Origin of the sequence: Microbacterium thalli (assembly GCF_028737325.1) — a bacterium.
GTDB lineage: Bacteria > Actinomycetota > Actinomycetes > Actinomycetales > Microbacteriaceae > Microbacterium > Microbacterium thalli.
The window spans coordinates 1416940-1442822 of sequence record NZ_JAQZCH010000001.1; the positions used below are offsets into that span (position 1 = coordinate 1416940).

Annotated in this window: 23 protein-coding genes and 2 tRNA genes; 17 read left to right on the forward strand and 8 right to left on the reverse strand. The window is 70.3% G+C overall.

The annotated features are described in order from the left end of the window. The first annotated feature begins 70 nt into the window (after positions 1-70). From mqo to PUW82_RS06880, 4 genes are all read left to right on the forward strand, one after another. Positions 71-1501, forward strand: a complete 1431-nt coding sequence (mqo, locus tag PUW82_RS06865) for a malate dehydrogenase (quinone) (RefSeq protein WP_274221765.1) — start codon at positions 71-73, stop codon at positions 1499-1501. Positions 1502-1506: 5 nt separating this feature from the next. Beyond that, positions 1507-2121: a thymidine kinase gene (locus PUW82_RS06870; protein WP_274221535.1), complete on the forward strand. Its 615-nt coding sequence runs from the start codon at positions 1507-1509 to the stop codon at positions 2119-2121. A gap of 86 nt (positions 2122-2207) precedes the next feature. Next, positions 2208-2927, forward strand: a complete 720-nt coding sequence (locus tag PUW82_RS06875) for a FadR/GntR family transcriptional regulator (RefSeq protein ID WP_274221536.1) — start codon at positions 2208-2210, stop codon at positions 2925-2927. A gap of 52 nt (positions 2928-2979) precedes the next feature. Then, the gene (locus PUW82_RS06880) at positions 2980-4266 is read left to right on the forward strand and encodes an alpha-hydroxy acid oxidase (protein ID WP_274221537.1); all 1287 of its coding nucleotides are present in this window, start codon (positions 2980-2982) and stop codon (positions 4264-4266) included. A 78-nt stretch (positions 4267-4344) separates the two neighbouring features. Here the strand turns inward: PUW82_RS06880 and PUW82_RS06885 are convergent, their stop codons facing one another. From PUW82_RS06885 to PUW82_RS06900, 4 genes are all read right to left on the reverse strand, one after another. Beyond that, complete coding sequence (locus tag PUW82_RS06885; protein ID WP_274221538.1) at positions 4345-5109, reverse strand: HAD-IIB family hydrolase; 765 nt, start codon at positions 5107-5109, stop codon at positions 4345-4347. A gap of 61 nt (positions 5110-5170) precedes the next feature. Then, a tRNA-Pro gene (locus PUW82_RS06890) sits at positions 5171-5244 on the reverse strand. A 48-nt stretch (positions 5245-5292) separates the two neighbouring features. Further along, positions 5293-6222 (reverse strand): metallophosphoesterase, encoded by a 930-nt coding sequence (locus PUW82_RS06895; protein ID WP_274221539.1) that lies wholly within the window; start codon positions 6220-6222, stop codon positions 5293-5295. After that, positions 6222-8756: a transglycosylase domain-containing protein gene (locus tag PUW82_RS06900; protein WP_274221540.1), complete on the reverse strand. Its 2535-nt coding sequence runs from the start codon at positions 8754-8756 to the stop codon at positions 6222-6224. Before PUW82_RS06900 ends, PUW82_RS06895 begins: the two co-directional genes overlap by 1 nt. 98 nt (positions 8757-8854) lie before the next feature. On the opposite strand from PUW82_RS06900, the gene sp36 reads away from it, so the two are divergent. From sp36 to PUW82_RS06915, 3 genes are all read left to right on the forward strand, one after another. Further along, positions 8855-9076, forward strand: a complete 222-nt coding sequence (gene sp36 / locus PUW82_RS06905) for a Sp36 family protein (RefSeq protein WP_274221541.1) — start codon at positions 8855-8857, stop codon at positions 9074-9076. Next, positions 9073-9540 (forward strand): RidA family protein, encoded by a 468-nt coding sequence (locus PUW82_RS06910; RefSeq protein ID WP_274221542.1) that lies wholly within the window; start codon positions 9073-9075, stop codon positions 9538-9540. Before sp36 ends, PUW82_RS06910 begins: the two co-directional genes overlap by 4 nt. A gap of 101 nt (positions 9541-9641) precedes the next feature. Then, positions 9642-11381 (forward strand): Na+/H+ antiporter, encoded by a 1740-nt coding sequence (locus tag PUW82_RS06915; protein ID WP_274221543.1) that lies wholly within the window; start codon positions 9642-9644, stop codon positions 11379-11381. 6 nt (positions 11382-11387) lie between these two features. Here PUW82_RS06915 and acs read toward each other — a convergent pair whose 3' ends face one another. Further along, on the reverse strand, positions 11388-13352 hold the full coding sequence (gene acs / locus PUW82_RS06920; RefSeq protein WP_274221544.1) for an acetate--CoA ligase: 1965 nt from the start codon (positions 13350-13352) through the stop codon (positions 11388-11390). Positions 13353-13715: 363 nt separating this feature from the next. Between acs and PUW82_RS06925 the strand changes: the two genes are divergently transcribed. The 9 genes from PUW82_RS06925 (at position 13716) to PUW82_RS06965 (ending at position 22782) form a co-directional block, all read left to right on the forward strand. Next, complete coding sequence (locus PUW82_RS06925; protein WP_274221545.1) at positions 13716-14759, forward strand: TadA family conjugal transfer-associated ATPase; 1044 nt, start codon at positions 13716-13718, stop codon at positions 14757-14759. Then, complete coding sequence (locus tag PUW82_RS06930; protein ID WP_274221546.1) at positions 14756-15649, forward strand: type II secretion system F family protein; 894 nt, start codon at positions 14756-14758, stop codon at positions 15647-15649. The genes PUW82_RS06925 and PUW82_RS06930 overlap by 4 nt, the downstream gene beginning before the upstream one ends. 71 nt (positions 15650-15720) lie before the next feature. Then, a complete protein-coding gene (locus PUW82_RS06935; RefSeq protein ID WP_210007399.1) occupies positions 15721-15921 on the forward strand; it encodes a DUF4244 domain-containing protein in 201 nt (66 codons plus the stop codon). Next, positions 15918-16259, forward strand: coding sequence for a TadE family type IV pilus minor pilin (locus PUW82_RS06940; protein ID WP_274221547.1), 342 nt, complete (start codon positions 15918-15920; stop codon positions 16257-16259). The genes PUW82_RS06935 and PUW82_RS06940 overlap by 4 nt, the downstream gene beginning before the upstream one ends. Continuing rightward, the gene (locus PUW82_RS06945; RefSeq protein ID WP_274221548.1) at positions 16256-16573 is read left to right on the forward strand and encodes a helicase; all 318 of its coding nucleotides are present in this window, start codon (positions 16256-16258) and stop codon (positions 16571-16573) included. The genes PUW82_RS06940 and PUW82_RS06945 overlap by 4 nt, the downstream gene beginning before the upstream one ends. A 133-nt stretch (positions 16574-16706) precedes the next feature. Beyond that, positions 16707-19358 carry a type I DNA topoisomerase gene (topA, locus tag PUW82_RS06950; protein ID WP_502361420.1) on the forward strand — a complete coding sequence of 884 codons (2652 nt, stop codon included), beginning with the start codon at positions 16707-16709 and terminating at the stop codon, positions 19356-19358. Beyond that, on the forward strand, positions 19355-20005 hold the full coding sequence (tmk, locus tag PUW82_RS06955; protein ID WP_274221550.1) for a dTMP kinase: 651 nt from the start codon (positions 19355-19357) through the stop codon (positions 20003-20005). Before topA ends, tmk begins: the two co-directional genes overlap by 4 nt. 72 nt (positions 20006-20077) lie before the next feature. Then, positions 20078-21232 carry a DNA polymerase III subunit delta' gene (locus PUW82_RS06960; RefSeq protein WP_274221551.1) on the forward strand — a complete coding sequence of 385 codons (1155 nt, stop codon included), beginning with the start codon at positions 20078-20080 and terminating at the stop codon, positions 21230-21232. Then, complete coding sequence (locus PUW82_RS06965; protein ID WP_274221552.1) at positions 21229-22782, forward strand: alpha/beta hydrolase; 1554 nt, start codon at positions 21229-21231, stop codon at positions 22780-22782. Before PUW82_RS06960 ends, PUW82_RS06965 begins: the two co-directional genes overlap by 4 nt. 84 nt (positions 22783-22866) lie before the next feature. Here the strand turns inward: PUW82_RS06965 and PUW82_RS06970 are convergent, their stop codons facing one another. The 3 genes from PUW82_RS06970 to PUW82_RS06980 all read right to left on the reverse strand — a co-directional run bounded on the left by PUW82_RS06970 (position 22867) and on the right by PUW82_RS06980 (position 25516). Then, positions 22867-23526, reverse strand: coding sequence for a methionine ABC transporter permease (locus tag PUW82_RS06970; RefSeq protein WP_274221553.1), 660 nt, complete (start codon positions 23524-23526; stop codon positions 22867-22869). Continuing rightward, the gene (locus PUW82_RS06975) at positions 23519-24556 is read right to left on the reverse strand and encodes a methionine ABC transporter ATP-binding protein (protein WP_274221554.1); all 1038 of its coding nucleotides are present in this window, start codon (positions 24554-24556) and stop codon (positions 23519-23521) included. The genes PUW82_RS06970 and PUW82_RS06975 overlap by 8 nt, the downstream gene beginning before the upstream one ends. Before the next feature lie 69 nt (positions 24557-24625). After that, positions 24626-25516, reverse strand: coding sequence for a MetQ/NlpA family ABC transporter substrate-binding protein (locus PUW82_RS06980; protein ID WP_274221555.1), 891 nt, complete (start codon positions 25514-25516; stop codon positions 24626-24628). A 230-nt stretch (positions 25517-25746) separates the two neighbouring features. Here PUW82_RS06980 and PUW82_RS06985 point away from each other — a divergent pair. After that, positions 25747-25822, forward strand: a tRNA-Thr gene (locus PUW82_RS06985). Positions 25823-25883 lie beyond the last annotated feature (61 nt).

Here is a 25883-nt window from a genome sequence, read left to right on the forward strand (position 1 = left end):
GCCGCCAGCGGGGATAGACTGGTGCATCGTGAGTGAAAAGGTCGACGTCGTCCTGATCGGCGGTGGCATCATGAGTGCCACCCTGGGAACGCTGCTGAAGCAGCTCCAGCCCGATTGGAAGATCGAGGTGCATGAGCGCCTCTCGGATGTGGCCCAGGAGAGTTCCAACGCCTGGAACAACGCCGGCACCGGCCACGCTGCGCTGTGCGAGCTCAACTACATGCCCGAGGGGCCCGACGGTTCGGTCGACCCCGGCAAGGCGATCACGATCAACGAGCAGTTCCAGCAGAGCCGTCAGCTGTGGACATCGCTCATCGAGCGCGGCATCCTCGATGAGCCGTCGACGTTCATCAATGCGACCCCGCACATGACCTTCGTGCGCGGCGAGAAGGATGTCGCCTACCTCAAGAAGCGCTACGAGGCGCTCAAGGATCAGCCGCTGTTCGCCGGCATCGAGTACTCCGAGGACTCCCGCGTCATCAACCAGTGGGCGCCGCTGCTCATGCAGCACCGGCGCAAGGGCGAGCCGTTCGCGGCGACGCGCGTGCCCGCCGGCACCGACGTGGACTTCGGCGCGCTCACCCGCCAGCTGTTCACGCACCTGCAGGACCAGGGCGTCGAGGTCATCACCGACCGCGAGGTGCGCACGATGAAGCAGCAGAAGGACGGGTCGTGGCGCGTGCTGTGGCGCAGCCGGCTCGGCGGCACCCCCGGCCACACCGACGCGCGATTCGTGTTCGTCGGCGCGGGCGGATGGGCGCTGAAGCTGCTCCAGAAGTCGGGCATCCCCGAGATCAAGGGCTACGGCGTCTTCCCGATCGGCGGCCAGTTCCTCAAGACCAGCAACCCCGAGGTCGTGGCGCAGCACAAGGCGAAGGTCTACTCGCAGGCCTCCGTCGGCGCGCCGCCGATGTCGGTGCCGCACCTCGACACCCGCGTCGTGGACGGCGAGGCCTCGCTGCTGTTCGGTCCGTTCGCGACCTTCAGCCCCAAGTTCCTCAAGACAGGCCGGATCACCGACATCGTCGCGCAGGTGCGTCCGCACAACCTGGTGCCGATGCTGAAGGTCGCGGTCGACAACCCGAGCCTGATCTCTTATCTCGTCGGCGAGCTGATGAAGAACCACAGCAAGAAGGTCGACGCGCTGCGCGTGTTCATGCCGACCGCGCGCGACGAGGACTGGGAGCTCATCCAGGCCGGTCAGCGTGCACAGGTGATGAAGAAGGACCCGAAGAAGGGCGGCGTGCTGCAGTTCGGCACCGAGGTCGTCACCTCGGCCGACGGCACCATCGCCGGTCTGCTCGGCGCCTCGCCGGGCGCCTCGACGGCGGCATCCATCATGCTCGGGCTGCTCAAGAAGTGCTTCCCCGATCGGATGCCGGCGTGGGAGGGGGAGCTGCGCGAGCTCATCCCCAGCTACGGGCAGCCGCTGAACCCCCGGGGCGAAGCGGCCCGCGCCTCGGTCGAGAAGACCGCCGCGGCGCTGTCCATCACCCCCTGACGGGCATGGCCAAGCTCTACTTCCGATACGGAGCGATGAACTCCGGCAAATCGACGGCTCTGCTGCAGGCGGCGTACAACTACGAGGAGCGCGGTCAGCACGTGCTGCTGGCCAAACCCGAGATCGACACCAAGGGCGCCGGGCAGATCGCCAGCCGGCTCGGGGTGCAGCGCGACGTGGACTTCCTCATCGGTGCCGGCGAGGACGTGCGGGCGATCTTCGCAGAGCACCGCGCTCGCGTGCAGGCCGAAACCGGCTCCGACGTCGCCTGCCTGCTCATCGACGAGGCGCAGTTCCTCACCTCGCCCCAGGTCGATGACCTGCTGCGGACGGTCGTGGACGAGAACGTGCCGGTGCTGGCCTACGGCATCCGCACCGACTTTCAGACGCGCGCCTTCCCCGGGTCGGCGCGCCTGATGGAGCTCGCGCACAGTCTCGAAGAACTCAAGACGATCTGCCGCTGCGGGCGCAAGGCGCTCTTCAATGCCCGGCTCGTCGGTGGTCGGTTCGTCTTCGAGGGCGACCAGGTCGCGATCGACGAGCTCGCCGCGGACCGCGTTACGTACGAGTCGATGTGCGCCGAGTGCTACCTGCGCGAGTCGGCCGGTCGGCTCGCCTGAGACGTTTCACGCCGATCATGCGCTACCGCTTTGCGCGGTCAGACCACAAGATGTAGGGTGATCCGGCCACGAAGGAGAGGGGCGTCATGGCGGACGAAACCCCGGCGCGCGCTTGGCGCGTCGTACTGGAGAAGATCGAGTCCGATCTTCTCGCCGGCAAGCTCGGCCCCGGAGACCGCCTTCCCTCGGAGCGCGACCTGGTCGCGCAGCTCGGCGTCGGACGATCCAGCGTCCGCGAGGCGCTGCGCGTGCTCGAGGTCATGGGACTCATCCGCACGGCGACTGGTTCCGGCCCCAGCGCGGGCGCCATCGTCGTGGCGCGTCCCAGCGGCGGCATGCAGGCGCTGCTCAAGCTGCAGGTCGCGGCGCAGGGCTTCGCGATCTCGGATGTCGTCAGCACCCGCCTGCTGCTCGAAGACTGGGTCGCGGGCCGCCTGGCCGCGGCCGACGCGGTCGATCTCGGCACGGCCCGCGAGGCGCTCCGCGCGATGGATGCGGCGAGCCTGAGCCCCGCGGACTTCCTCGCGCTCGACGCGCAGTTCCACGTCGCACTGGCCGAGGCCTCGGGCAACGAGGTCGTCGCGGCGATGATGGCCGGGCTGCGTTCCTCGATCGAGGACTACGTGCTGCAGGGTGCCTCGCGCATCCCGGACTGGGAGAGCGCCGTCGACCGCCTGCGCGGCGAGCACCGCGCGATCGTCGCCGCCATCGAAGAGGGGCGCGCCGACGATGCCCGCACCGCCGTCCACGACCACATCACCGGCTATTACGCCTCGGCGAATCCCGTTCGCCCGGAAACCGCCTGACCCACCGCACGTCACCACGATCCCGGCGTCACCGCCGAACCCGAGGAGGAACATGGTCACCCGCCAGCTGCCGAAGATCCCGGAACTGCTCGAGTTGATGCAGTTCAAGGCGCCCGACCTCAACGGGCGGCGTCGTCGCCTCAACTCCGCGCTCACCATCGACGATCTGCGCACCATCGCGAAGCGTCGTACCCCCAAGGCGGCCTTCGACTACACCGACGGCGCGGCCGAGGGCGAGCTCTCGCTGGCGCGCGCCCGGCACGCGTTCGAAGACATCGAGTTCCACCCCGACATCCTGCGTCCGGCCGAGTCGGTCGACATGTCGACCGAGATTCTCGGTGGCCGGTCGGCGTTGCCCTTCGGCATCGCCCCGACGGGCTTCACGCGCCTGATGCAGACCGAGGGTGAGAGCGCCGGAGCATCGGCCGCGGGCGCCGCCGGCATCCCGTTCACCCTCTCGACGCTCGGGACGACCTCCATCGAGGGCGTCCGTGCCGCGAACCCGCATGGCCGCAACTGGTTCCAGCTCTACGTCATGCGCGACCGCGAGATCTCGTACGGTCTCGTCAAGCGCGCGGCGGAGGCGGGGTTCGACACGTTGATGTTCACCGTCGACACCCCCGTCGCGGGCGCCCGGCTGCGCGACAAGCGCAACGGCTTCTCGATCCCGCCGGCACTGACGGTCGGAACGATCGTCAATGCGATCCCGCGCCCCTGGTGGTGGATCGACTTCCTCACCACGCCCAAGCTCGAGTTCGCCTCGCTGACGACGACCGGCGGCACCGTGGGCGAGCTGCTCAATGCGGCGATGGACCCGACGATCAGCTACGACGACCTCGAGATCATCCGCAGCATGTGGCCCGGCAAGATCGTCATCAAGGGCGTGCAGAACGTCGAGGACTCGAAGCGTCTGATCGACCTCGGCGTCGACGGCATCGTGCTGTCGAACCACGGCGGTCGTCAGCTCGACCGGGCCCCCGTGCCGTTCCATCTGCTGCCGCAGGTCGTCCGTGAGGTCGGCAAGGACGCGACGATCATGGTCGACACCGGCATCATGAACGGCGCCGACATCGTCGCCTCCGTCGCGCTCGGGGCCAAGTTCACCCTCATCGGGCGGGCATACCTGTACGGCCTCATGGCGGGTGGGCGCCAGGGCGTCGACCGCACGATCGGCATCCTGCGCAGCGAGATCGAGCGCACGATGCAGCTGCTGGGCGTCTCGAGCCTTGAGGAGCTCGAGCCGCGTCACGTCACCCAGCTGCAGCGCCTCGTGCCGATCGCGCAGCCCTCCGCGCGTCGCTCCGCCGGCGCCCGCGCCGTGGCCGCCGCGAAGGACTGACCCCCGCACACAGAACCGGGCCCCGGGCCGACAGCGAAACGGCTGTCGGATCCCGGGGCCCGGTGGTCGTGTGGCGGCTCAGCGGCGAGGCAGCGTCGGCAGCAGCGTGTCGAGGAACTCCGCGGTGTCCTCCCAGCCGTCGACGGCCTGGCAGGTGACGCCCATGGCGAGCACGGGGTAGTCGTTGCCGTTCTCGTCGAGGCGGTCGCCGACGAAGAGCATGTCGTCGAGCGGGATGCCGGTCTGCTCGACGAGCCGGTTCATGCCGTAGGCCTTGTCGATGCCGCGCTCGGTGATGTCGACCGACGTGGAGCCACCCGATCGCACCTCGAGGTCGGGGAGGAGGGCCTGGACGGCTTCACGCAACGTGTTCTTCTTCTCGCCGGACGGGTCCCACGCCATCTTCGCGTCGACGGGAGCCTGCTGCCCGAGCGCCGAGAACGTGATCTGCGAGCCGCGGTCCTCGAGGATCGGGCCCCACGTCTCGCTTTCCCACAAGCCCAGACGGCGTGCCTCGCCCTCGACGGCGGCCAGCGCGCGCTGCTTCTGGTCGTCGGTCAGGGCGCGAGCGTAGATCGTCTCGATGCCCGCGGGGGAGAGGCGGTAGTACTGCGTGCCGCAGGTGGGCAGCAGGTGGAAGTGCGAGAGCACTTCGGCGTCGGTCTCGGGCAGGCGGTCGACGACCTGCGCCGTGAACTGCGCGAGCTGGCCGCCCGAGATGATGGCGACCTCGACGCGCTCGGCGAGATCGAGCAGCTGCCGGCCGATGCGCGGGTCGATCGCGCTCTTGGAGGGGGCGAGGGTGTCGTCGAGGTCGAAGGCGACCAGGCGAGGGGTGGGCATCCGTGCTCCGTTCTCCGGTGGCATGACAGAGGCTCCGCCTTCCGGCGGAGCCTCTTCGCTGTCGGGGTGACAGGATTTGAACCTGCGGCCTCGTCGTCCCGAACGACGCGCGCTACCAAGCTGCGCCACACCCCGTGGCAACCCTCCAAGCTTACCCCGATCCGGCTCAGATGACGAATCGGCTCACATGCGAGCGCGCAGGGTCAGCACGGAGGCCTCGGGGCGGCATCCGAAGCGGATCGGGGCGTAGATGGAGTGCCCGAGGCCGGCGCTGACGTTGAGAGGCACGGCATCCGTTCCCCACGTGCTCAGGCCGCGGGCCTGGTCGAGGGGGATGTCGCAGTTGGCGACGAGCGCCCGCGACGAGAACGGGACACGCACCTGGCCGCCGTGCGTGTGGCCGCCGAAGATCACATCCGCGCCGAGGTCGACGAAGCGGTCGAGGACCCGTCGATACGGGGCATGGGTGACGCCGACCGTGAGCTGCGCCTCGTCGGGCTTCCCGAGCCCCGTGAGGGCCGCGGGGAGGGCGTCGAGGTCATCCCAGTCGCGGTGGGCGTCGTCGACGCCGACACCGTCGATGCGCAGGGCGCCCACACGGACCGTGGCGGCCGCGTTGTCGAGATCCGACCAGCCGAGCTCGTCGGCGAAGTACGCGTCCATGGCGGGCGTGTCGAGCTTGTCCGCGGCCTTGGCGTGGCCCGACGGGCCGGTGAAGTAGCGCAGCGGATTGCGGCCGCTCGGCTCGAAGACGTCGTTCGACCCGTGGACGAAGAACCCGGGCACCCCACGCAGGGGGGCGAACGCGGAACGGATGCCGTCGAGCCCGCGCGCATGCCCGAGGTTGTCGCCCGTGTTGATGACGAGATCGGGCTGGGTGTCTTCGACGAGGTCGGCGATCCAACGCTGCTTGCGGTGCTGCCACGGCGCCATGTGGGCGTCGGACAGGTGCAGCACCGTGACGTTCGCGCTGCCCGGCGGGAGGACACGCAGCTCGTGCCGACGCACGGTGAACAGGTATCGCTCGATACCGACGCCCCAGACGACCGCACCGCCGGCGCTCAGGGCGCCGGCGGTGGCGATCGTGGTCAGCGTCCGGCGGACGCTCGCCATCAGCAGTCCTTCGCCGCGTACTGGATCGTGATCTGCGTGCTGCGGCCGACGCCCGTGCCGGCGGCGGGATCCGTGCCGGTGACGGTGGGCTGAGCGGCATCCTCCTGCTGCGTGCAGGCGGTCGTCACGCTCGTGAACCCGGCGGCGCGCAGTTGGCGTTCCGCCTCTTGCGGGTTGCCCGTCACGGGCGGGACCGTGGCCCCCTCGCCGTTGCTCGGCGTGATGGTGACGGTCGTACCGCCCGGGGCGCGTCCCGGACCCGGGTCCTGCGAGACGATCCGGCCCGCGGGCTCCGTCGAGTCGGTCGGCGACGCGACGTTGACGCTGAAGCCCGCGGCCTGAAGCGCGCGCTCGGCCTCTTCGACGGACTGGCCGACGACGTTGGGCAGGTCGGTCAGGATGTTCTTCGTCAGGTTCGAATCGGGAGCCGGAAACGGGTCGCCGCCGAACTTGGCGTTGGCAGCGCGCTGCATGACCGGCCAGACCGCGTTACGGATCTGGTCGAGTCGCCAGCCGTTGGCGCGGTACTCGTTGAGCTTGCCGTGGCCCATGACGTTGCCGACCCAGACGACGGTCGCGACCTTCGAGCTCGCGCCGTCCATCCAGGTGTGCTCGTACTCGTGGATACCGGTCTTACCGAAGATCGGGGTGCCGTCGTTGGTGCGCGAGCCCTGACCGGTCGCGTTCATCACGCCCTGCAGCGTGTACGCGGCGGTCGCGGCGACGTTGGCCGAGATCGCCTGCGAGCACTGCAGCTGGGGCGTGATGTCGGTGCCGTCGGAGGTGATGGCGCGGTCGATCACCTTGCTCGGGCAGAGGGTGCCGCCGCCGGCGATCGAGGCGTAGGCCTGCGCCATGTCGATCGGTGCGACCGCCGCGTCGCCCAGGACGTTGTAGGGCTGGTTACCGTTGTCGAGCGGCGAGCCGTCCGAGCGCATGACGCCCATCTTCATCGCGACCTGGTTCGTCGAGCAGACCGAGATGCGCTCTGCCATGGCGAAGAATCCCGAGTTCAGGGAGTCCTCGGTGAACTTGCGCACGGTGCCCGAGTAGCCGTTGCTGTTCTGGAAGTTGCCGATGCCGTCGCGGCTGTTGTCGGCCCGCACGTTCTGCGTGCCGCCCTCGCACGTGGTCAGCACGCGCTTGGTCCCTACGCGGCCGTTGAGCACCTCGTTGACCGAATGGCCCTGCTCGAGCCAGTTGATGAGGCTGAACACCTTGTACGTCGAGCCCGCGGAGTGACCGCCGCCGCCGTCGTTGTTGCGCACGTTGTAGTTGACCGGGGTGACGTTGCCGGAGTCGTCGCCCGTGGGGGCGAAGGGTCGGTTCTGGACCATCGACAGGACGCGGCCGGTGCCCACCTCGACCTGGACGGCCGAGGAGCCGAGGTTCATCCCGCTGTGGTTCGCCGGGACGACCGACATCGCGTCGAGCGCGGCGTTCTGCAGGTCGGGGTCGAGCGTCGTGTAGACCTTCATGCCGCCGCGGCGGAGGTTCTGCTGACGGTCCTCGAGGGTCTCTCCGAACGCGGGGTCGGACAGGACGATGTTGCGGACGTACTCGCAGAAGAACTCCGCGCCGGCGGCCAGCTGGCATCCCTGGGGGCGCTGCTGAATGGCCGGCGTGATGGGCTCCGCGATCGCGGCATCCCGTTCTTCCGCCGTGATCTTGCCGTCCGAGAACATGCGGTTGAGCACGTAGGTCTGACGGTCCTTCGTCAGCGCGTACCCGTTCGCGGCACCGTTCGTCTCGCTTTCGGGACGGTCGAGACGGTAGGAGTTGGGCTCCTGGACCATGCCCGCGATGGCGGCGGCCTGACCGATGGTGAGGTTGGCCGCGGAGGTGCTGAAGTAGTACTGGGCCGCTGCGCCGATGCCGTACACCGTGCCGCCGAAGTGCGCGATGTTCAGGTAGCCGAGGAGGATCTCGTTCTTCGGGTAGCGCTTCTCGAGCTGGATCGCGTAACGCATCTCCTGCAGCTTGCGCTCGATGCCGTCGGTGCCGCTGGCGACTGTCGTCGAGCGGAAGCAGGCGTCGACCTCTTCCTGCGACTTGGCCTCCTTCTCGCAGGCCTGCTGCAGGACGTTCTTGACGTACTGCTGCGTGATCGACGAGCCACCGCGGGTGTCGCCACCACGCAGGTTGCCGAACACGGCGCTGGCGGTACCGACCAGATCGACACCGCCGTGCGTGTAGTAGTTCTTGTCCTCGCTCGAGATGATCGCGTCGTACATGACCGGCGCGACCTCCTCCCAAGCGACGGGGATGCGGTTCTGGTCGTAGAACTGCGTCATGAGGACGTCGTTGCCGTCGCTGTCCTTGCGATAGAACTCGGTCGGGAGCATGAGCTCGTCGACCTCGAGGTAGCTCGGCATGTTGTCGAAGACGTCGATCGCGCTGGATGCTGCGTAACCCGACACGGCGATGGCGGGGGTCACGGTCGCCGTGACGAGCACCCCGGCCACGGCACTGAGGCCGACCAGGCCGGCGAGACCGCCGAGCACACCGGTGGCCGTGCGTTTCTTGTGAGGCATAGGGTGAATCGTAAGCGAGATACCTGGGCGTCCGCCTCAGGTCGAGCCGTTGCGCGCGGCCGTTTCGCACCCTAGCCCTGCCACAGATCGGAGCCCCGATGACGACGTGGGAGTACCTCACCACGCCCCTGCTGATCCACAACACCGCCGCGATCCTCAACAACTGGGGCAAGCAGGGCTGGGAGCTGGTGCAGGTCGTGCCCGGTCCCGAGGGCGGCCTGGTGGCCTACTTCAAGCGTCCGGCGGGCGGAGGCGTCGCCAACGCCGGTCTCGGGGCGGCACAGCAGGCGGCGCAGCAGTTCGAAGGAATGGGCGCGTGAGCGTCGCCGCGCGCCTGCGCGAGCTCGGGATCGAGCTGCCGCCGGTCGTTCCGCCGGTCGCCGCGTACATCCCCGCGACCGTGCACGGTGACCTCGTCTACACCTCGGGTCAGCTCCCGATGGTCGACGGAGCGCTTCCTGCGACGGGCAAGGTCGGCGACGGCGAGGGACTCGTCCCGCCCGTGGATGCCGCGCAGTTCGCGCGCCGCTGCGCCCTCAACGCGATCGCTGCGGCCGCCGACGCCGCCGGCGGGCTCGACAAGCTCGTGCGGGTCGTCAAGGTCACGGGGTTCGTGGCATCCGTTCCGGAATTCACCGGTCAGCCCGGCGTCATCAACGGTGCGAGCGAGCTGCTCGGCGAGGTGTTCGGCGAGGCCGGTCGTCACGCGCGGTCTGCCGTCGGCGTGCCCGTCCTGCCGCTGGATTCGCCCGTCGAGGTCGAGGTCGTCTTCGCCCTGCGCTGACCCCGTCGGCTGACACCGTCGGCTGACACCGACACGCGCCGCCCCCGCGAGGGCGCGGCGATCTCTACGCTGTGCTCAGGTTCACGACGGAGGCGGTAGGCATGCAGGGACTCGAAGTCACGGTTCTGCTCGGGATCGCGATGCTGGTGGGCACGGTGCTCGCGCCCCGGTTGCGCGTCGCGACACCGCTCGTGCTGCTGGCGATCGGCCTGCTGCTGGGCTTCGTGCCCGAGCTGCGAGAGATCGAGCTGCCGCCCGAGACGATGCTGCTGCTGTTCCTGCCGGTGATGCTGTTCCGCGAGGCATGGACGACGTCACTGCGGTCGGTGCGCCGATCGCTGCGCTACATCGTGCCCATGAGCACGCTGCTCGTCGTCGCCTCGGCGTTCGCGGTGGCCGGCGTCGCCACCGCTCTCGGCGTGCCGTGGGAGGCGGCGCTCGTGATGGGCGCGGCAGTCGCGCCGCCCGACGCCACCGCCGTCGCCGCGCTGGGCCGGTTGCTGCCCGAGCGCACCTTCATGAAGCTCAAGGCCGAGAGCCTCACCAACGACGGCACGGCGCTCGTGCTCTACGCCATCGCGGTCTCGCTGCTGCTGGGCGACCAGGTCACCCCGTGGTCGATCACCGGGATGGTCGCGCTGTCGTACCTCGGGGGAGCGGCTGCCGGTGTCGCGGTCGCGGCCGCCGCCTTCGTCGTGCTGCGCCGGATGCGGTCGACGCTCACGATCAACCTGACGCTGCTGCTCGTCCCGTTCGTCTCGTTCCTCGTCGCCGAGCTCATCGAGGCGTCGGGGGTGCTCGCCGTCGTCTTCGCCGGCCTCATCATCGCTTGGGTGTCGCCGCGCATCACGACGGCGACCTCGCGGCGAGCCGCCGACGCCACCTGGCCGTTCGGCGTCTACCTGCTCAACGGTGCCCTGTTCGTGCTCATCGGGCTCGAGGTGCAGCTCGTGATCCACGAGATCTCGCCGTCCGAGATCGGCACCCTGCTGCTCGTCACCCTCGCCGCCTGGATCGCCCTCGTCGTCGTCCGCTACGTCTTCCAGTGGCTGTTCTCGCCGTTCTCGCGGCCCGCCGCCGGCTCGTCGCGGTCGCTGCGGCATCGCTCGCGGGTCGTCAGCACCTTCGCGGGGTTCCGCGGCGCCGTCTCGCTCGCTATCGCGCTCTCTGTCCCGATCACCCTGCCCGGCGGCGGGCCGGTGCCGGGGCGCGATGCCATCGTCTTCGTCACCGCCGGTGTCATCATGCTCACGCTCCTCGTGCAGGGGCCGCTGCTGCCGGCGGTCATCCGGTGGGCCAAGCTCCCGTCCGACGATGCCGCCGTGGCCGAGTTCGAGCTCGCTCAGCGGGCCATCTCGGGCGCCGCCCTCGCGGCCCTGGACGATCTGGCCGTCGAGCACGGCATCAGCGATGTCGTCCGCGACCGCGCGCGCCGCGAGGGCTACGAGCGCCTCGAGCTCGCCAACGCCCGCGCAGTCGCCCGCGTCCGCGCCGCCGAGGAGAGCGAGCGCTCGGACGCCGACGATGGCATCGGGGGCGATGACGAAGCCGCTCGCGTGGGGCCGGTGCCCCCCGACGCGGTCGACGGCGACGGCCGCCGCGCCGTGCCGCAGCTCGAGATGATCGCCGTGAGCGACGACATCGACCTCACCCAGCGCTCACCCCTGATCCGGCACCGCGAGGCCACGCGCCTGCACCTGGCCGTCCTCGACCGCAAGCGCGAGGTGCTGCTGCGTCTGCGCCGGGAGGGGACGATCGACGACCTCGTGGCCCGCCGCATCCTGGCCAGCCTCGACCTCGACGAGATCCGCGCCCGCGGTCTCGAGCGGACCGACGACTGACCGCCCCTACTTCAGCTGGGCGCTGATCACCGACATCACGGCGGTGTCGGCGAGCGTCGTGGTGTCGCCGACCTCGCGGCCCTCGGCGACATCCCGCAGCAGACGCCGCATGATCTTGCCCGAACGCGTCTTGGGAAGCTCGCCGACGATGTAGACGTCGCGCGGACGTGCGATCGGTCCGATCTGCTCGCCGACCCACTGGCGCAGCGAGGTCGCGAGCCCGTCGGGTTCGTGAGCGTCGAGGTAGCTCTGCTTGATGATCACGAACGCCACCACCGCCTGGCCGGTCGTCTCGTCGGACGCGCCGACGACCGCGGCCTCGGCGGTCGCCTCGTGGGCCACGAGGGCCGATTCAATCTCGGTGGTCGACAGGCGATGGCCCGACACGTTCATGACGTCGTCGACGCGGCCCAGGAGCCAGATGTCGCCGTCGTCGTCGAGGCGGGCGCCGTCGCCGGCGAAGTAGTAGCCGCGATCCTGGAACTTCTCCCAGTAGGTCTCGACGAACCGGTCGGGGTCACCCCAGATGCCGCGCAGCATGCTCGGCCACGGCTCCGTGATGACCAGAAGGCCGCCGTTGCCCTCGCCGACGCGGTCGCCGTTCTCGTCGACGACGTCGATCGAGATGCCCGGCAAGGCCATCTGCGCCGAGCCGGGTTTCGTCTCGGTCACCCCCGGCAGCGCGGAGATCATGATGGCGCCCGTCTCGGTCTGCCACCACGTGTCGACGATCGGGGCGTTCTTGCCGCCGATGACCTTGCGGTACCACATCCATGCCTCGGGGTTGATGGGTTCGCCCACCGACCCGAGCAGCCGGATGCTCGACAGGTCGTACTCCGCGGGCACCTGGCGGCCGATCTTCATGAACGATCGGATGGCCGTGGGGGCGGTGTAGTAGATCGTCACCCCGTACTTCTGGATGATCTCCCACGACCGTCCCGGGTGCGGGGTGTCGGGCGTTCCCTCGTAGAGCACCTGGGTCGCACCGTTCGCGAGCGGTCCGTAGGTGACGTAGCTGTGGCCCGTGACCCATCCGATGTCGGCGGTGCACCAGTAGACGTCCGTCTCGGGGTGCAGGTCGTGGACGACACGGTTCGTGAACGCGGCCTGGGTCAGATAACCGCCGGAGGTGTGCAGGATGCCCTTGGGCTTCCCGGTCGTGCCCGACGTGTACAGGATGAACAGCGGGTTCTCCGCGGGAAAGGCACGTGCCTCGTGATCGGCGGATGCCGCCGGCACGACGTCGTGCCACCAGAGGTCGCGGCCCTCGGTCCACTCGACGTCGTTTTCGCCGCGCCGCACGACCAGCACGTGCTCGACCGTCAGCTGCGGTCCGGCGCCGCGGTCGGCGAGGGCCTGGTCGACGGCGGGCTTGAGGGGAGAGACCTTGCCCTTGCGGTAGCCGCCGTCGGCGGTGATCACGAGCTTCGCGCCGGCGTCGTCGATGCGGGTGCGCAGGCTGTCGGCCGAGAAGCCGCCGAAGACGACCGAATGCACCGCGCCGAGGCGGGCGACGGCGAGCATCGCGGCGACGGCCTCGGGGATCATCGGCATGTAGATCGCGACCCGGTCGCCCTGCTCGATGCCGAGCTCCGTGAGCACGTTCGCGAGGCGCTTGACCTCGTCGGTCAGCTCGGCGTACGTCACGGCGCGATCGTCGCCGGGCTCGCCCTCCCACAGCAGCGCCACGCGGTCTCCGAGGCCGGCGGCCACGTGCCGGTCGAGGCAGTTGTAGGCGACGTTGAGCTCGCCGTCGGCGAACCATTCCGCGAACGGCGGGTTCGACCAGTCGAGCACCTGCGTGAAGGGGGTGTGCCAGTGCAGCTCGCGTGCCTGATCGGCCCAGAATCCCTCGCGGTCCGCCGCGGCCCGCTCGTACAGCTCGGCGGTGCCGATCGCGGCGGCGGCGAAGTCGGGCGAGGGGGCGAATCGCCGGGTCTCGGTCAGCAGGTGGTCGATCTTGCTGCTCATGCGCACGCTCCTTTGCGGTCCATGGCGCCGCAGTGCGGCGTCCGGTCAATCTAGACCGGCGCGGTGCCGGGGGACTACCGCCGATAGTGGGTGGCCAGCCACGGCCGGTCCGGCCCTCGGCGAGTGGCCGGGGTCGGAGGCGCGGCGTAAGCTGGAGGTGGCTGCGAGTTCTTCGCGCCCGTGGCGCCCCGACCTACCCCCCAAGCGGCGGGTCGTCGCGTGGACGGCATCCCAATCCCCCAATGTGGGGTGCCGTCCTCCCCCCTCTTCGGACAACCCTCCCCAGCGCCGGGCAGGTGCCGTTCCTCCACTGATCGACGGATGCGGCTCCGCGAGAACGCCGCCGGTTTCTACCTTCGGGGTATGTCTCAACCCTTCGTCGTCGCTCCCCGTGAGGGCAGCCCTTCCGCCCGCACCGCGGCTGCGCGGGCCGCTTCACCTGTGGCGGATGCAGCTGGCGGGGCACCCTCCCGACGGCGGCTGCCGGATCATCCTGCGCTCGATGCGCTGCGCCCGCATCTGCTCGATCCCGAGGTCACCGACGTGTTCGTCAACGGCCGCGGCGGCCTGTTCGTCGACCGGGGCCGGGGCGCCGAGCCTGTCGTCGGGTGGCGCGCGGACGAGTCGGCGGCGCGCGCGCTGGCGGTCTCGCTGATCTCGCTCGGGGGTCGCCACATCGACGACGCGACACCGTGCGCCGACGTGCGCTGGGAGGGCGGCATCCGGGTGCACGCCGTTCTCCCGCCGGTGGCGTGCGAGGGTGCTGTCATCTCGATCCGGCTTCCCGCGGGCGACCGGATGACCCTCGACGATCTCGGGCGCCGCGGGATGTTCGACGCCGCCACGGCGAAGCGCCTGGAGGCGCTGGTGACGGCGCGGACGAACGTCCTCGTGACCGGTGCGACCGGGGCGGGCAAGACGACGCTCCTCGCGGCGCTGCTGGGGCGCGTCGCGCCCACCGAACGCATCGTGACGATCGAGGATGTCGCCGAGCTCCGACTCGACCACCCTCACCACGTGCGGCTCGAAGCACGGCAGCCGAACCTCGAGGGTGCGGGCGCGGTGCCGCTGGCCCGGCTCGTCCGCGAGGCGCTGCGCATGCGTCCCGACCGTCTCGTGGTGGGGGAGTGTCGCGGAGAAGAAGTGCGCGAGCTGCTGACAGCCCTCAACACCGGACACGACGGCGGCGCGGGCACGGTGCATGCGAGCGGTCTGGGTGACGTGCCGGCGCGCCTCGAGGCGCTCGGTTCGCTCGCCGGACTCGACGATCATGCGGTCGCGCGGCAGGTGGTCAGCGCGATCGGAGCGATCGTGCACGTCGGCCGTGTCGACGGAGCACGACGTGTCACCGGGATGGCTCGACCGATTTTGACCGCGGGGCGGCTCGACGTGCAGGAGTTGCGGTGAGGCCACTGCGACGACGGACGACGGATGCCGCTGCCGCGACGGCGTCATCGGTCGCGCCCACCCTGCGGCGCCTCGCGGTCCTGCTCGAAGCCGGCGTCGCACCGGACCTCGCGTGGCAGCACCTGGCGGCCGCCGGTGACGCCGCAGCCGTCGGCGTGTGCGCCGGCCGGACGTCCGGCAGCGACCTGGTCGACGCGATCGGGGCGTCGGGCGGGGCCTGGCGCGACGCCGCCGCGGCATGGCAGGTCGCCGCCGTCGTCGGCGCGCCGCTCGCACGCACGCTCCGGAGCATCGCAGCAGCCCTGAGCGAAGCCGAGCAGACACGCGACGACGTTCGTGTCGCGCTCGCCGAACCGGCCGCGACCGCCCGCTTGGTCAGCTGGCTTCCCCTCGTCGCGGTCGTCCTCGCGCTCGTCCTCGGCTTCGACATCGTCGCCACCGTGACTCACCCGATCGGTGCTGTCTGCCTCGCCGCCGGCGCGTTCCTCATGGCTGCGGCGCACGTATGGACGCGGCGGCTCGTGGCGCGGGCGCAACCCGATGCGACCGTCGCGGGGCTGACGTCGGAGATGCTTGCCATCGCCCTCTCGGGCGGCGTCTCGATCGCGCGCGCCGAGCAGGTGCTGGCATCGGTCGACACCGAGCCCACCCCGGCCGACCGCGAGGTGCTCGAGCTCTCGCGCACCGCCGGAGCGCCGGCTGTCGAGCTGCTGCGCGCCACCGCCGATCTCGAGCGGCATCGCGCCCGCGTCGACGGGCGCTTGCGCGCGGCGCGCCTCTCGTCGCGACTGCTGATACCGCTCGGTGTCTGCACGCTGCCGGCCTTCCTGCTCATCGGCGTCGCCCCGATGCTGCTCAGCGTGCTCGCGAGCACCCCTGTGACGCTGTGACGCTGTGACGCCCGCCGCCGAGCTACCCAGCCGTGCCCGACCCACCACCCATCCAGAGAAACGGAGCGATCATGACACCCCACCTCCCGCGCCTCACCCGTGCACGCGCCGCGCGCCTGTTCGCCGACGAGTCCGGCGCCGCCACGGCCGAGTACGCCATCGCCACCATGGCGGCCGTGGCCTTCGCCGGCTTGCTGGTGATCATCATGCGCAGCGACGAAGTCCGCGGCATCCTCACCGACCTGGTGCGCCGCGCGCTCACCGTGCAATGAGCATTCGCCGTGACGAGCGCGGCTCGGCGACCGCCGAGTTCGCCATCGTCGTGCCCGCGGCGCTGCTGGTCGTGCTGCTCGCCGTCGCCTCGCTGGCGGCGGCGGGCACGCAGGTCCGGCTCGAGCATGCGGCGGCGCAGGCGGCCCGGCTCGCCGCGCGGGGAGAGGATGCCGCCCGCGCGCACGCCACCGTCACCGCGGCGGTTCCCGGTGCGTCGCTCTCGCTCGGCGACGATGGTGACCTCGTATGCGCCGCCGTCTCGGCCGACCACGGCGTGCCGTTGCCGCTGCCGCCCCTGCGGGCTCGCGCCTGCGCTCTCGCCGGAGACCTGTCGTGACGGGCGCGGCCGTCGCCGCCGGCGTGCTCGTCGTGACGGCGACCCTCGCCGCCGGGTGCGCCGCCGTCGGCGGGGCGGCCATCCGCTCGGCGCAGGTCACCGCCACAGCCGACAGTGCGGCGCTGGCTGCGGCGGACGCGGCGGTCGGGATCGTCGGGGGAGCGCCGTGCGAGCGAGCCGCGCAGGTCGTCGCGAGTGCGCGGCTCGACCTGGCTTCCTGCGAGGTGGCGGGCGTCGTCGCCACGGTCGAGGTGGCGGGCTCGGCGGGTGTATTCCGCGTGCAGGCGCGCGCCCGCGCGGGGCCTCCGGCTTGATATGCCCGCCGGAGGATACGGGCGTTCCGCTCCCAGCGTCTTACCCCGTGTGGCGCGTGTATGGTTTGCGTCGGAGAAAGGAAGACTCGTGGCAGGCGGCAAGAAACTCGTCATCGTCGAGTCCCCGACCAAGATGAAGTCGATCCAGGGGTACCTGGGCGACGAGTACGAAGTGCTCAGCTCGGTCGGGCACATCCGGGACCTCGCTAAGAAAGAGGACATCCCGGCCGACAAGAAGCAGGCGTACGGCAAGTACTCCATCGACGTCGAGAACGGCTTCGATGCGTACTACGTGGTCAGCGACCGCAAGACAAAAACGGTCGCCGAGCTCAAGCGCGCCCTGAAGGGCGCCGACGAGGTCCTGCTCGCCACCGATGAAGACCGCGAAGGCGAAGCCATCGCGTGGCATCTTCTCGAGGTCCTCAAGCCCAAGGTGCCCGTGCGGCGCATGGTCTTCCACGAGATCACCAAGGACGCCATCCGAGCGGCCGCCGACAACACGCGCGAACTCGACATCGCGCTCGTCAACGCGCAGGAGACCCGGCGTGTGCTCGACCGCCTCTACGGGTGGGACGTCTCTCCCGTGCTGTGGCGCAAGGTCGGTTCCGGCCGTGACGGTCAGGCGCTCAGCGCCGGTCGCGTGCAGTCCGCCGCCACCCGCATGGTCGTCGAGCGTGAACGCGAGCGCATGGCCTTCGTATCGGCGTCGTACTGGGACATCGAGGCGCACGCCGCGAAGGAGGGCAGCTCGTTCTCGACGCGTCTCGCGCGGCTCGACGGTGCGCCCCTCGCGCGCGGCACCGACTTCGACGACACCGGCTCGCTCAAGAAGGCCGTCGTCGTGCTCACCGAGACCGAAGCGCGCGCGCTCGCCGCCGGTATCGAGAAGGCCGCTCACGCCGCCGTCACCGCCGTCGAGGCGAAGCCGGGAACGCGCAGCCCGAAGCCGCCGTTCACGACCTCGACGATGCAGCAGGAAGCCGGCCGCAAGCTCTCGATGAGCGCGAAGCACGCCATGAGCGTCGCTCAGCGTCTCTACGAGAAGGGCTACATCACCTATATGCGAACCGACTCGACCGCGCTGTCGGCGCAGGCCGTGTCGGCGGCGCGCACGCAGGCGGTCGCGCTGTACGGCGACCGCGCCGTGCCGGCGAGCCCGCGCTCGTACCGCAACAACGCGAAGAACGCGCAGGAGGCCCACGAGGCCATCCGCCCGTCGGGCGAGGAGTTCCGCACGCCGGCCTCCGTCGCCTCCGGCCTCGACCGCGACGAGCAGCGCCTCTACGACCTCATCTGGAAGCGCACCGTCGCCAGCCAGATGTCGGACGCGAAGTACGAGACCACCACCGTCACCCTCGAGGTCGACGCCGACGGCAAGCGTGCTGCGTTCACGGCATCCGGCACGGTGTACACCTTCAAGGGCTTCCTCGAGGCGTACGAAGAGGGCAACGACGAGAAGCGCGGTGACAGCGACCGCTCCGCAGACCAGTCGCTGCCGCCCGTCACCGTCGGCGACACTCTGACGCTGTCGGATGTCGAACCGAAGGGCCACGCGACCAGCCCCAAGCCCCGCTACACCGAGGCGAGCCTCGTGAAGGCGCTCGAAGAGCGCGGCATCGGCCGTCCGTCGACGTTCGCGAGCATCATCGACGTCATCCTCGAGCGCGGTTACGTCACCAAGCGCGGACAGGCCCTGGTGCCGAGTTGGCTCTCCTTCAGCGTGGTCCGTCTGCTCGAGCAGCACTTCGCCGACCTCGTCGACTACGACTTCACGGCGGCGCTCGAGGACGACCTCGACGCGATCGCGCGCGGCGAGCAGGAGCGCGAGGCCTGGCTGAAGGAGTTCTACTTCGGCTCCGACAACCACGTGGGCCTTCGCAACATCGTCGAGAACCTCGGTGACATCGACGCGCGCGAGCTCAACGCCACGCCCATCGGCGATGTCGCGACCCTGCGGTTCGGCAAGTACGGCCCGTACCTCGACGTTCCGGTCGGCGACGGCGAGACGCGCATCGTCAACGTCCCCGACGACCTCGCACCCGACGAGCTGACGCCCGAGAAGGCGCGGGAGCTCATCGAGGCCCCCGTCGCGGGGGACCGCGTGCTGGGCGAGAACCCCGAGAACGGCAAGCTCATCGCGGTCAAGGACGGTCGTTTCGGACCCTACGTCCAAGAGCTCGAGCCCGAGCCGGAAGAGACCGTCGACGAGGCGACCGGCGAGGTCGCACCGGCGAAGAAGAAGACGACGAAGAAGAAGGAAGCGGCCCCCAAGCCGCGCACGGCGTCGCTCTTCAAGTCGATGAGCGTCGAGACGGTCGACCTCGATCAGGCCCTCAAGCTGCTGTCGCTGCCGCGCGTCGTGGGCGTCGACCCCGAGACGGGCGCCGAGATCACGGCGCAGAACGGCCGCTACGGTCCCTACCTGAAGAAGGGCACCGATTCGCGCACGCTCGCCAGCGAGCAGCAGTTGTTCGACATCACGCTCGAGGAGGCCCTGGCCGTCTACGCGCAGCCGAAGTACGGCGCCCGTGCGGCGTCGAGTGCGCTCAAGGAGTTCGAGGCCGATCCGACCAGCGGCAAGCCGATCAAGCTGAAGGACGGCCGCTTCGGTCCCTACGTCACCGACGGTGAGACCAACGCGACCATTCCCCGCGGTGAGAACGCTGAAGAGGTCACCTTCGAGCGGGCGGTGCAGCTGCTGGCCGACAAGCGTGCCAAGGGGCCGGCGCCCAAGCGCACCCGCAAGACGACCACGACCCGCAAGCCCGCGGCGAAGAAGAAGTGACGGCAGCCGCGACCCGCGGGCTGTGGGTCACGCTCGAGGGCGGTGACGGGGCGGGCAAGACCACTCAGGCCGCCGCGCTCGAGTCGTGGCTGCGGCAGGCGGGGCGCGCTGTCGTGCGCACGAGAGAGCCCGGTGGAAGCGACGTGGGTGTGCTCATCCGCGACATCGTGCTGCATCACCGCGGTGACATCTCCCCGCGGGCCGAGGCGCTGCTGTACGCCGCCGACCGCGCCCACCACGTCGAGACGGTCGTCCGGCCCGCCCTCGCGCGCGGCGACGTGGTCATCCAGGACCGCTACCTCGATTCGTCCGTCGCCTATCAGGGCGCCGGACGCGTGCTCGATGCGCACGAGGTGCGCGAGCTGTCGCTGTGGGCCGCCGAGGGAGCGCTGCCCGACCTGACGGTGCTGCTCGACCTCGACCCCCGTGCGGCACGCGAGCGGCTCGACGCCGCCGACAAGCCGTTCGACCGGCTCGAAGCCGAGAAGTCCGAGTTCCACGAGCGGGTGCGGGCAGCCTTCCTCCGGCTCGCCGCCGCCGAACCCGAGCGGTTCCTCGTCGTCGACGCGACCCGCCCGCCCCTCGATATCGCGACCGAGATCCGCGAGCGGGCCGAGCGCGTGCTCCACGCCTCCTCCCCAAGCTGAACCCCGCCGGATCCCCAGCCGTGCGCCCTGATGCGTGCGGGCGAGGTCGGGGGCTCCCCGTAGGCTGGACCCATGGCAGCGGCGACCGAGCTCGCGCCCCCGTGGGGCGAGGTGTGGGGGCAGGATGCCGCTGTGGCGGCGCTGCAGGCTGCGGCATCCGATCCCGCGCAGCTGGCGCACGCCTGGCTGATCACCGGCCCGCCCGGATCCGGTCGTTCGACGCTCGCCCACGCGTTCGCGGCGGCGCTCATCGCCGAGCCCGGCGACGAGGCGGCCATGCGGCAGGTGCTCGCCGGAACGCACCCCGACCTGACGGCGCTGCGCACCGAAGGCGTCGTGATCTCGATCCGAGACGCTCGCGGCCTCGTCGAGCGTTCGTACTTCTCGCCGTCGCTCGGACGGTACCGGGTGATCGTCGTCGAAGACGCCGACCGGATGGTCGAGCGCACGAGCAACGTTCTGCTGAAGGCGCTCGAAGAGCCCCCCGAGCGGACGGTCTGGGTGCTGTGTGCCCCGAGCGACGCCGACCTGCTGCCGACCATCCGCTCCCGCGTACGCACCCTGCGGCTGCGCGAGCCGGACGTCGCCGACGTGGCTCGTCTCATCGCCGCGCGCACGGGCGTCGACGAGGCCGTCGCATTGCAGTCCGCTCGTCTCGCGCAGCGTCACATCGGGATGGCGCAGCGCCTCGCCACCGACGTCGCGTCGCGGCAACGACGCGACGCGACCTTGCGGTCCGTGCTCGCGGTGCGCGGTGTCGGCGACGCGGTCGAGGCGGCGGGGCGCATCGTGGCTGCGGCGACCGAGGACGCCAAGGCACTCACCGCTGAACGCGACGAGGCCGAGCGCGAGGCGCTGCTGCGCACCCTGGGCGTCGCGCCGGGCGCCGCGGTTCCACCGGCCATCCGCGGCCAGCTCGGGGCCCTCGCCGACGACCAGAAGCGCCGCGCGACGCGCAGCCTGCGCGACGGCATCGACCGCGTCCTCACCGATCTCGAGTCGATGTACCGAGACGCCCTCATGCTCCAGTTCGGACGCGCCGACGACCTCATCAACGTCGAGCTGACCGACGAGCTCGCCGCTCTCGCGTCGGCGTGGACGCCGGAGCGGACCCTCGCCGTGCTCGATCGCATCTCGGCCACCCGCACCAACCTCGAGGGCAACGCGGCCCCCTTGCTCGCGCTCGAGAGCATGCTCATCACCGTTGCCAGCGGAAGGACACCGTGAAAGCTCCTCGTCGTCTGCTCACCTCCGTCGCCCTCGTCGGGGCCGCCGTCGTCGCCTTGACCGGCTGCATCTACAACGCCATCCCCGACGAGAAGAGCACGGCCCCCAGCCGCACTCCCGTCATCGAGGGCATCTCGCCCGACCTGCTGCCGTTCTACAGCCAGGATCTGACGTGGGAGAGCTGTGAGGGTGCGGACGCCGGCAGTTACGACTGCACCACCGTGCGCGCGCCGCGCGACTGGGACGACCCGTCGGCCGGCGAACTCGAGCTCGCGCTCGTCCGCCGCGCCGCCGACTCGGGCTCCCCGGCCGGTTCACTGCTGGTCAACCCGGGCGGCCCCGGGGCCAGCGGCTACGACCTCGTCGCCGACAGTGCGCAGTTCGCGGTGGGCTCGGTGCTCGCGGACGCCTACGACGTCGTCGGCTTCGACCCGCGCGGTGTCGGCCGTTCCACGCCGGTGGCGTGCTTCGACGCCGCCGGCACCGATGCCTACTTCTTCGACATCCCTGCGGCTCCGCGCGGCACCCCCGAGTGGGAGGCGGATCTCACCGCCCGCAACGAGCAGTTCGCCGCAGCGTGCGAGCAGAACAGCGACGGCGTCCTGCCCTTCATCACGACGGAGTTCGCCGCCCGCGACATGGACCTGCTGCGGGCCGTGCTCGGTGACGAGAAGCTGAACTACCTCGGCTACTCGTACGGGACCTTCCTCGGCGCGACCTACGCCAAGCTCTACCCCGACAACGTCGGCCGTCTCGTGCTCGACGGCGCGATCGACCCGAGCGTCCCCTCGCTCGACGTCAGCACGACCCAGGCGGTCGGATTCGAGTCCGCTCTGCGCGCCTTCATGGCGGCGTGCCTGGAAGCCGAGGACTGCCCCTTCCGCGGCTCGGTCGACGAGGCGATGGCCGACCTCGGCTCGCTGCTCGCCAGCGTCGACGCCTCGCCGCTGCCCGCAGCCGACGGTCGCCGGCTCGGCGCCGATGCACTGATGACGGCGGTCATCGCCGCGCTCTACGCCGAGGGCAACTGGCCGATTCTGCGCCAGGCGCTGTCGCAGGCGCTGGCCGGCGACCCCGAGACGGCGTTCCTGCTCGCCGACTTCTACTACGCGCGCACGCCCGCGGGGGAGTACGAGGACAACTCTTCGGAGGCGTTCCGCGCCTACAACTGCATGGACTACCCGGTCGAGAACGACCCCGAGGCGGAGGCGGCCTCAACGGCGCGTCTGGCCGCCGAGGCCCCGACCATCGCGCCGTACTGGGAAGGCGTCGACGCGTGCGCTGTGTGGCCGTACCCGCCCACCGGTACCCGCGGCGAGATCACCGCGGAAGGGGCGGCGCCGATGATCGTGATCGGCACCACCAACGACCCGGCCACCCCGTACGAATGGTCCGTCGCCCTCGCCGAGCAGCTCGCCTCGGGCGTGCTCATCACCCGCGAGGGTGAGGGTCACACCGGGTTCCAGAAGGGCAGCGCCTGCGTCGACACGGCGGTCGAGGCGTTCTTCATCGAAGGCACCGTGCCCGAGGACGGGCTCGTCTGCCAGTAGCTCAGACGTGCGGTCGCGGCAGCGAACGCGCCGCCGCGACCGCCTCGAGCAGCTAGCGCCGACGGCATCGGTCGTCCGGAGTGGTCAGCGGCGCAGGATGCGGCGGGCGAGGGCGTTGCCGAGGAACTGCACGCCCTGCACGATGACGACGATCACGAGCACCGCGGCCCAGGTGACCCACGGGTTGAACTGGCGGAAGCCGTTGACGAGCGCGAACTGACCGAGCCCGCCGGCCGCGACGGCGCCGGCGATGGCGGTCATGTCGACGAGGGCGACGACGATGAAGGTGTAGCCCAGCACGAGGGGGCCGAGCGACTCGCGCGGCACCAGGCGGAACAGGATGCGCGACCGGCTCGCGCCTGCGGCGCGTGCGGCCTCGATGACGCCCGGGCGCACGGTCAGCAGGTTCTGCTCGACGATGCGGCCGATCGCGAACATCGAAGCGATCGAGATCGCGAAGACGCCGAACTCGATCCCGATGCCGCGGATGCCGACAGCGCGGGCGAGCGGCTGCACGGCCGCCAGCAGGATGATGAACGGGATCGGTCGGAACGTGTTGACGATGACGTTCAGGATGCCGAAGACGACGCGGTTCGGGAACAGGCTGCCCGCGCGCGTGGCGTACAGCGCGAGGCCGATGAGGAATCCCGCCAGCCCACCGAAGAGGAGGCTGAGCGTGATCATGTAGAGCGTCTCGGCCGTCGCGGGCCAGAGCTCGGGCAGCAGGTCGATGAGCCTATCCACGGACGTCCTCCTCGATCAGCGGGGCGTGCTGCGACGCGGCGGTGATGGCGCGCTCGACGGCGTCGTCGTCGCCGGTGACAGCAAGGGTCAGGTGGCCGAAGACGCGACCACGGATGTCGTTGATGCCGCCGTGGATCAGCTCGAACCGGGCCCCGTGCGACGACAGCGCGGCGAAGACGTCGGCCTGGGTGGCGTCGCCCTCGCGGATCGTGAACGTCACGATCCGGCCGGGATGCCGCCGTGTCAGGGCTGCGAGCTTCTCGCCCGAGGGCACTTCGTCGATGATGCTCGCGACGAACCGACGGGTCGCCGGCTGCTGCGGCGAGGAGAGGACCTCGAACACCTCGCCGCTCTCGATGATGCGGCCGTGCTCCATGACGACCACGCGGTCGGCGATGGCGCGGACGACCTCCATCTCGTGCGTGATGACGAGGATCGTCACACCGAGCTCGGTGTTGACGCGCTTGAGCAGCGCCAGCACCTCCTGCGTCGTGTCAGGGTCCAGCGCGCTCGTCGCCTCGTCCGCGAGCAGGATGCGGGGATCCGTGGCCAGCGCGCGGGCGATGCCGACCCGCTGGCGCTGGCCGCCGGAGAGCTGTTCGGGGTAGTTGCGGGCCTTGCCGGCGAGTCCGACGAAGTCCAGCAGTTCGCTCACGCGCTCCTTCACCTCGGTGCGGGATCTGCCCGCTACCTCGAGCGGATACGCGACGTTGCCCGCGACGGTGCGCGAGTCGAATAGGTTGAACTGCTGGAAGATCATGCCGATGTCGCCGCGCAATGCGCGCAGCTCGCGTTCGCGCAGTCCGGTGATGTCGCGCCCGTCGATCTCGACCCGTCCGCTCGTCGGCGTCTCGAGGGCGTTGACCAGGCGCAGCACGGTGCTCTTGCCCGCGCCGGAGTAGCCGACGATGCCGCACACGGTGCCCGCGGCGATGTCGAGGTCGACGTCATCGACCGCCACGACGGGGTCACCGCCCTTCGTGGACGGGGGGAAGCGCTTGGTCACGCCGGACAGGCGGATCAGGGTCATACGAAGGCTCCTCGAACGCGACATGCGTGTGCGGCCCGTCCGGAGGGAGCGGGCCGCACACGCAGGATGTCACTGGTTGGCGCGGATGTCGTCCTCGACCTGCTTGAGGGCAGAGGCGAGCTCGTCGGCGGGGGTCTTCACGAGCACCGCGGAGCCGCCGGAGGCCTCCTGCAGCCCGTCGGTGACGGCCGTGGTGTCCTGGAAGATCTCGACGAGCTTCTGGTACGTGGGGTTGTCGGCATCCTCGGCCTTGGCGGCGAAGATGTTGATGTACGGCTGCGCGCTCGGGTCGCTGGGGTCGTCGGTCGCGAGGGCCTCGTCGAACGTGAGTCCGGCGTCCTCGACGAAGTCGTTGTTGATGATCGCGGCGGCGACATCCGGCAGCGAGGTGGCCGTGAGCGCGGCATCCAGGGCCTCGACGGTCACCTTCGAGCCGGGCTCGACATCGGCGACGGTCGAGAAGACCGATCCGCCGTCCTTGAGCTCGATGAGTCCCTGCGCCTGCAGCACGAGCAGGCCGCGCGCCTGGTTGCTCTCGTCGTCGGGAACGACGACCGTCGAGCCCTCGGGGATCTCGTCGACCGAACCGTACTGCGACGAGTACAGCCCGAGCGGGTAGGTGGCGGTCGAACCGACGGCGACGAGGTCGTCGTCTGCGTTCACGTTGTAGGTCGCGAGGTAGATGATGTGCTGGAACTGGTTCAGGTCCAGCTCGCCCGCCGACAGGGCGGGGTTGGGCTGCGTGTACTCGGTGAAGTCGACGATCTCGACCTCGATGCCCTCTGCGGCAGCGGCCTCGACGTACGTCTCCCAGTACGGGTCGCCGGCGCCGACGACGCCGATGCGCACGGGGCCCTCGGATGCGGCGTCTCCCGAGCCGTCGGATCCGCCGGCGCAGGCGCCGAGCAGGAGGGTCAGGGGGAGGGCCAGGGCGGCCGCGGTCAGAAGTCGCTTGGACATGAGTGGTGCTCCTCGGATCAGGCACCGCGGGGCGGTGTCCCGCCCGTGCGCGACCGGGGTCGCGCTCGCCTCGTCGCGGTGCCCTTCGACGCTAAGCGCCCCCGATGTCCAACGAGTAATCGATGCGTAACACGGCGTCTCCCGCTATATGGGGTGCGCGAGCGGCGCCGGTTCGCGGCGGGGTCCGCCAGCATGTAACATTGCTGATCGTGCATCGCACAGCGACGCGCGCCGCCTTAGCTCAGACGGCAGAGCGATTCACTCGTAATGAATAGGTCAAGGGTTCGATTCCCTTAGGCGGCTCCACAACGAAAGGCCCGGACTCCGAAGAGTCCGGGCCTGTCGCGTTCCCCCTCAGCGGGGCGCC

Bases quoted from the DNA above. Each gene is read 5' to 3' on its own strand.
- sp36 (WP_274221541.1), top strand. From the start codon at position 8,855: ATGACGACGTGGGAGTACCTCACCACGCCCCTGCTGATCCACAACACC.
- PUW82_RS06870 (WP_274221535.1), top strand. From the start codon at position 1,507: ATGGCCAAGCTCTACTTCCGATACGGAGCGATGAACTCCGGCAAATCG.
- PUW82_RS06975 (WP_274221554.1), bottom strand. From the start codon at position 24,556: ATGACCCTGATCCGCCTGTCCGGCGTGACCAAGCGCTTCCCCCCGTCC.
- PUW82_RS06900 (WP_274221540.1), bottom strand. From the start codon at position 8,756: ATGCCTCACAAGAAACGCACGGCCACCGGTGTGCTCGGCGGTCTCGCC.
- mqo (WP_274221765.1), top strand. From the start codon at position 71: ATGAGTGCCACCCTGGGAACGCTGCTGAAGCAGCTCCAGCCCGATTGG.
- topA (WP_502361420.1), top strand. From the start codon at position 16,707: ATGAAGTCGATCCAGGGGTACCTGGGCGACGAGTACGAAGTGCTCAGC.
- PUW82_RS06940 (WP_274221547.1), top strand. From the start codon at position 15,918: ATGAGCATTCGCCGTGACGAGCGCGGCTCGGCGACCGCCGAGTTCGCC.
- PUW82_RS06935 (WP_210007399.1), top strand. From the start codon at position 15,721: ATGACACCCCACCTCCCGCGCCTCACCCGTGCACGCGCCGCGCGCCTG.
- PUW82_RS06895 (WP_274221539.1), bottom strand. From the start codon at position 6,222: ATGGCGAGCGTCCGCCGGACGCTGACCACGATCGCCACCGCCGGCGCC.
- PUW82_RS06925 (WP_274221545.1), top strand. From the start codon at position 13,716: ATGTCTCAACCCTTCGTCGTCGCTCCCCGTGAGGGCAGCCCTTCCGCC.
- PUW82_RS06875 (WP_274221536.1), top strand. From the start codon at position 2,208: ATGGCGGACGAAACCCCGGCGCGCGCTTGGCGCGTCGTACTGGAGAAG.
- PUW82_RS06885 (WP_274221538.1), bottom strand. From the start codon at position 5,109: ATGCCCACCCCTCGCCTGGTCGCCTTCGACCTCGACGACACCCTCGCC.
- PUW82_RS06915 (WP_274221543.1), top strand. From the start codon at position 9,642: ATGCAGGGACTCGAAGTCACGGTTCTGCTCGGGATCGCGATGCTGGTG.
- PUW82_RS06880 (WP_274221537.1), top strand. From the start codon at position 2,980: ATGGTCACCCGCCAGCTGCCGAAGATCCCGGAACTGCTCGAGTTGATG.
- PUW82_RS06980 (WP_274221555.1), bottom strand. From the start codon at position 25,516: ATGTCCAAGCGACTTCTGACCGCGGCCGCCCTGGCCCTCCCCCTGACC.
- acs (WP_274221544.1), bottom strand. From the start codon at position 13,352: ATGAGCAGCAAGATCGACCACCTGCTGACCGAGACCCGGCGATTCGCC.
- PUW82_RS06960 (WP_274221551.1), top strand. From the start codon at position 20,078: ATGGCAGCGGCGACCGAGCTCGCGCCCCCGTGGGGCGAGGTGTGGGGG.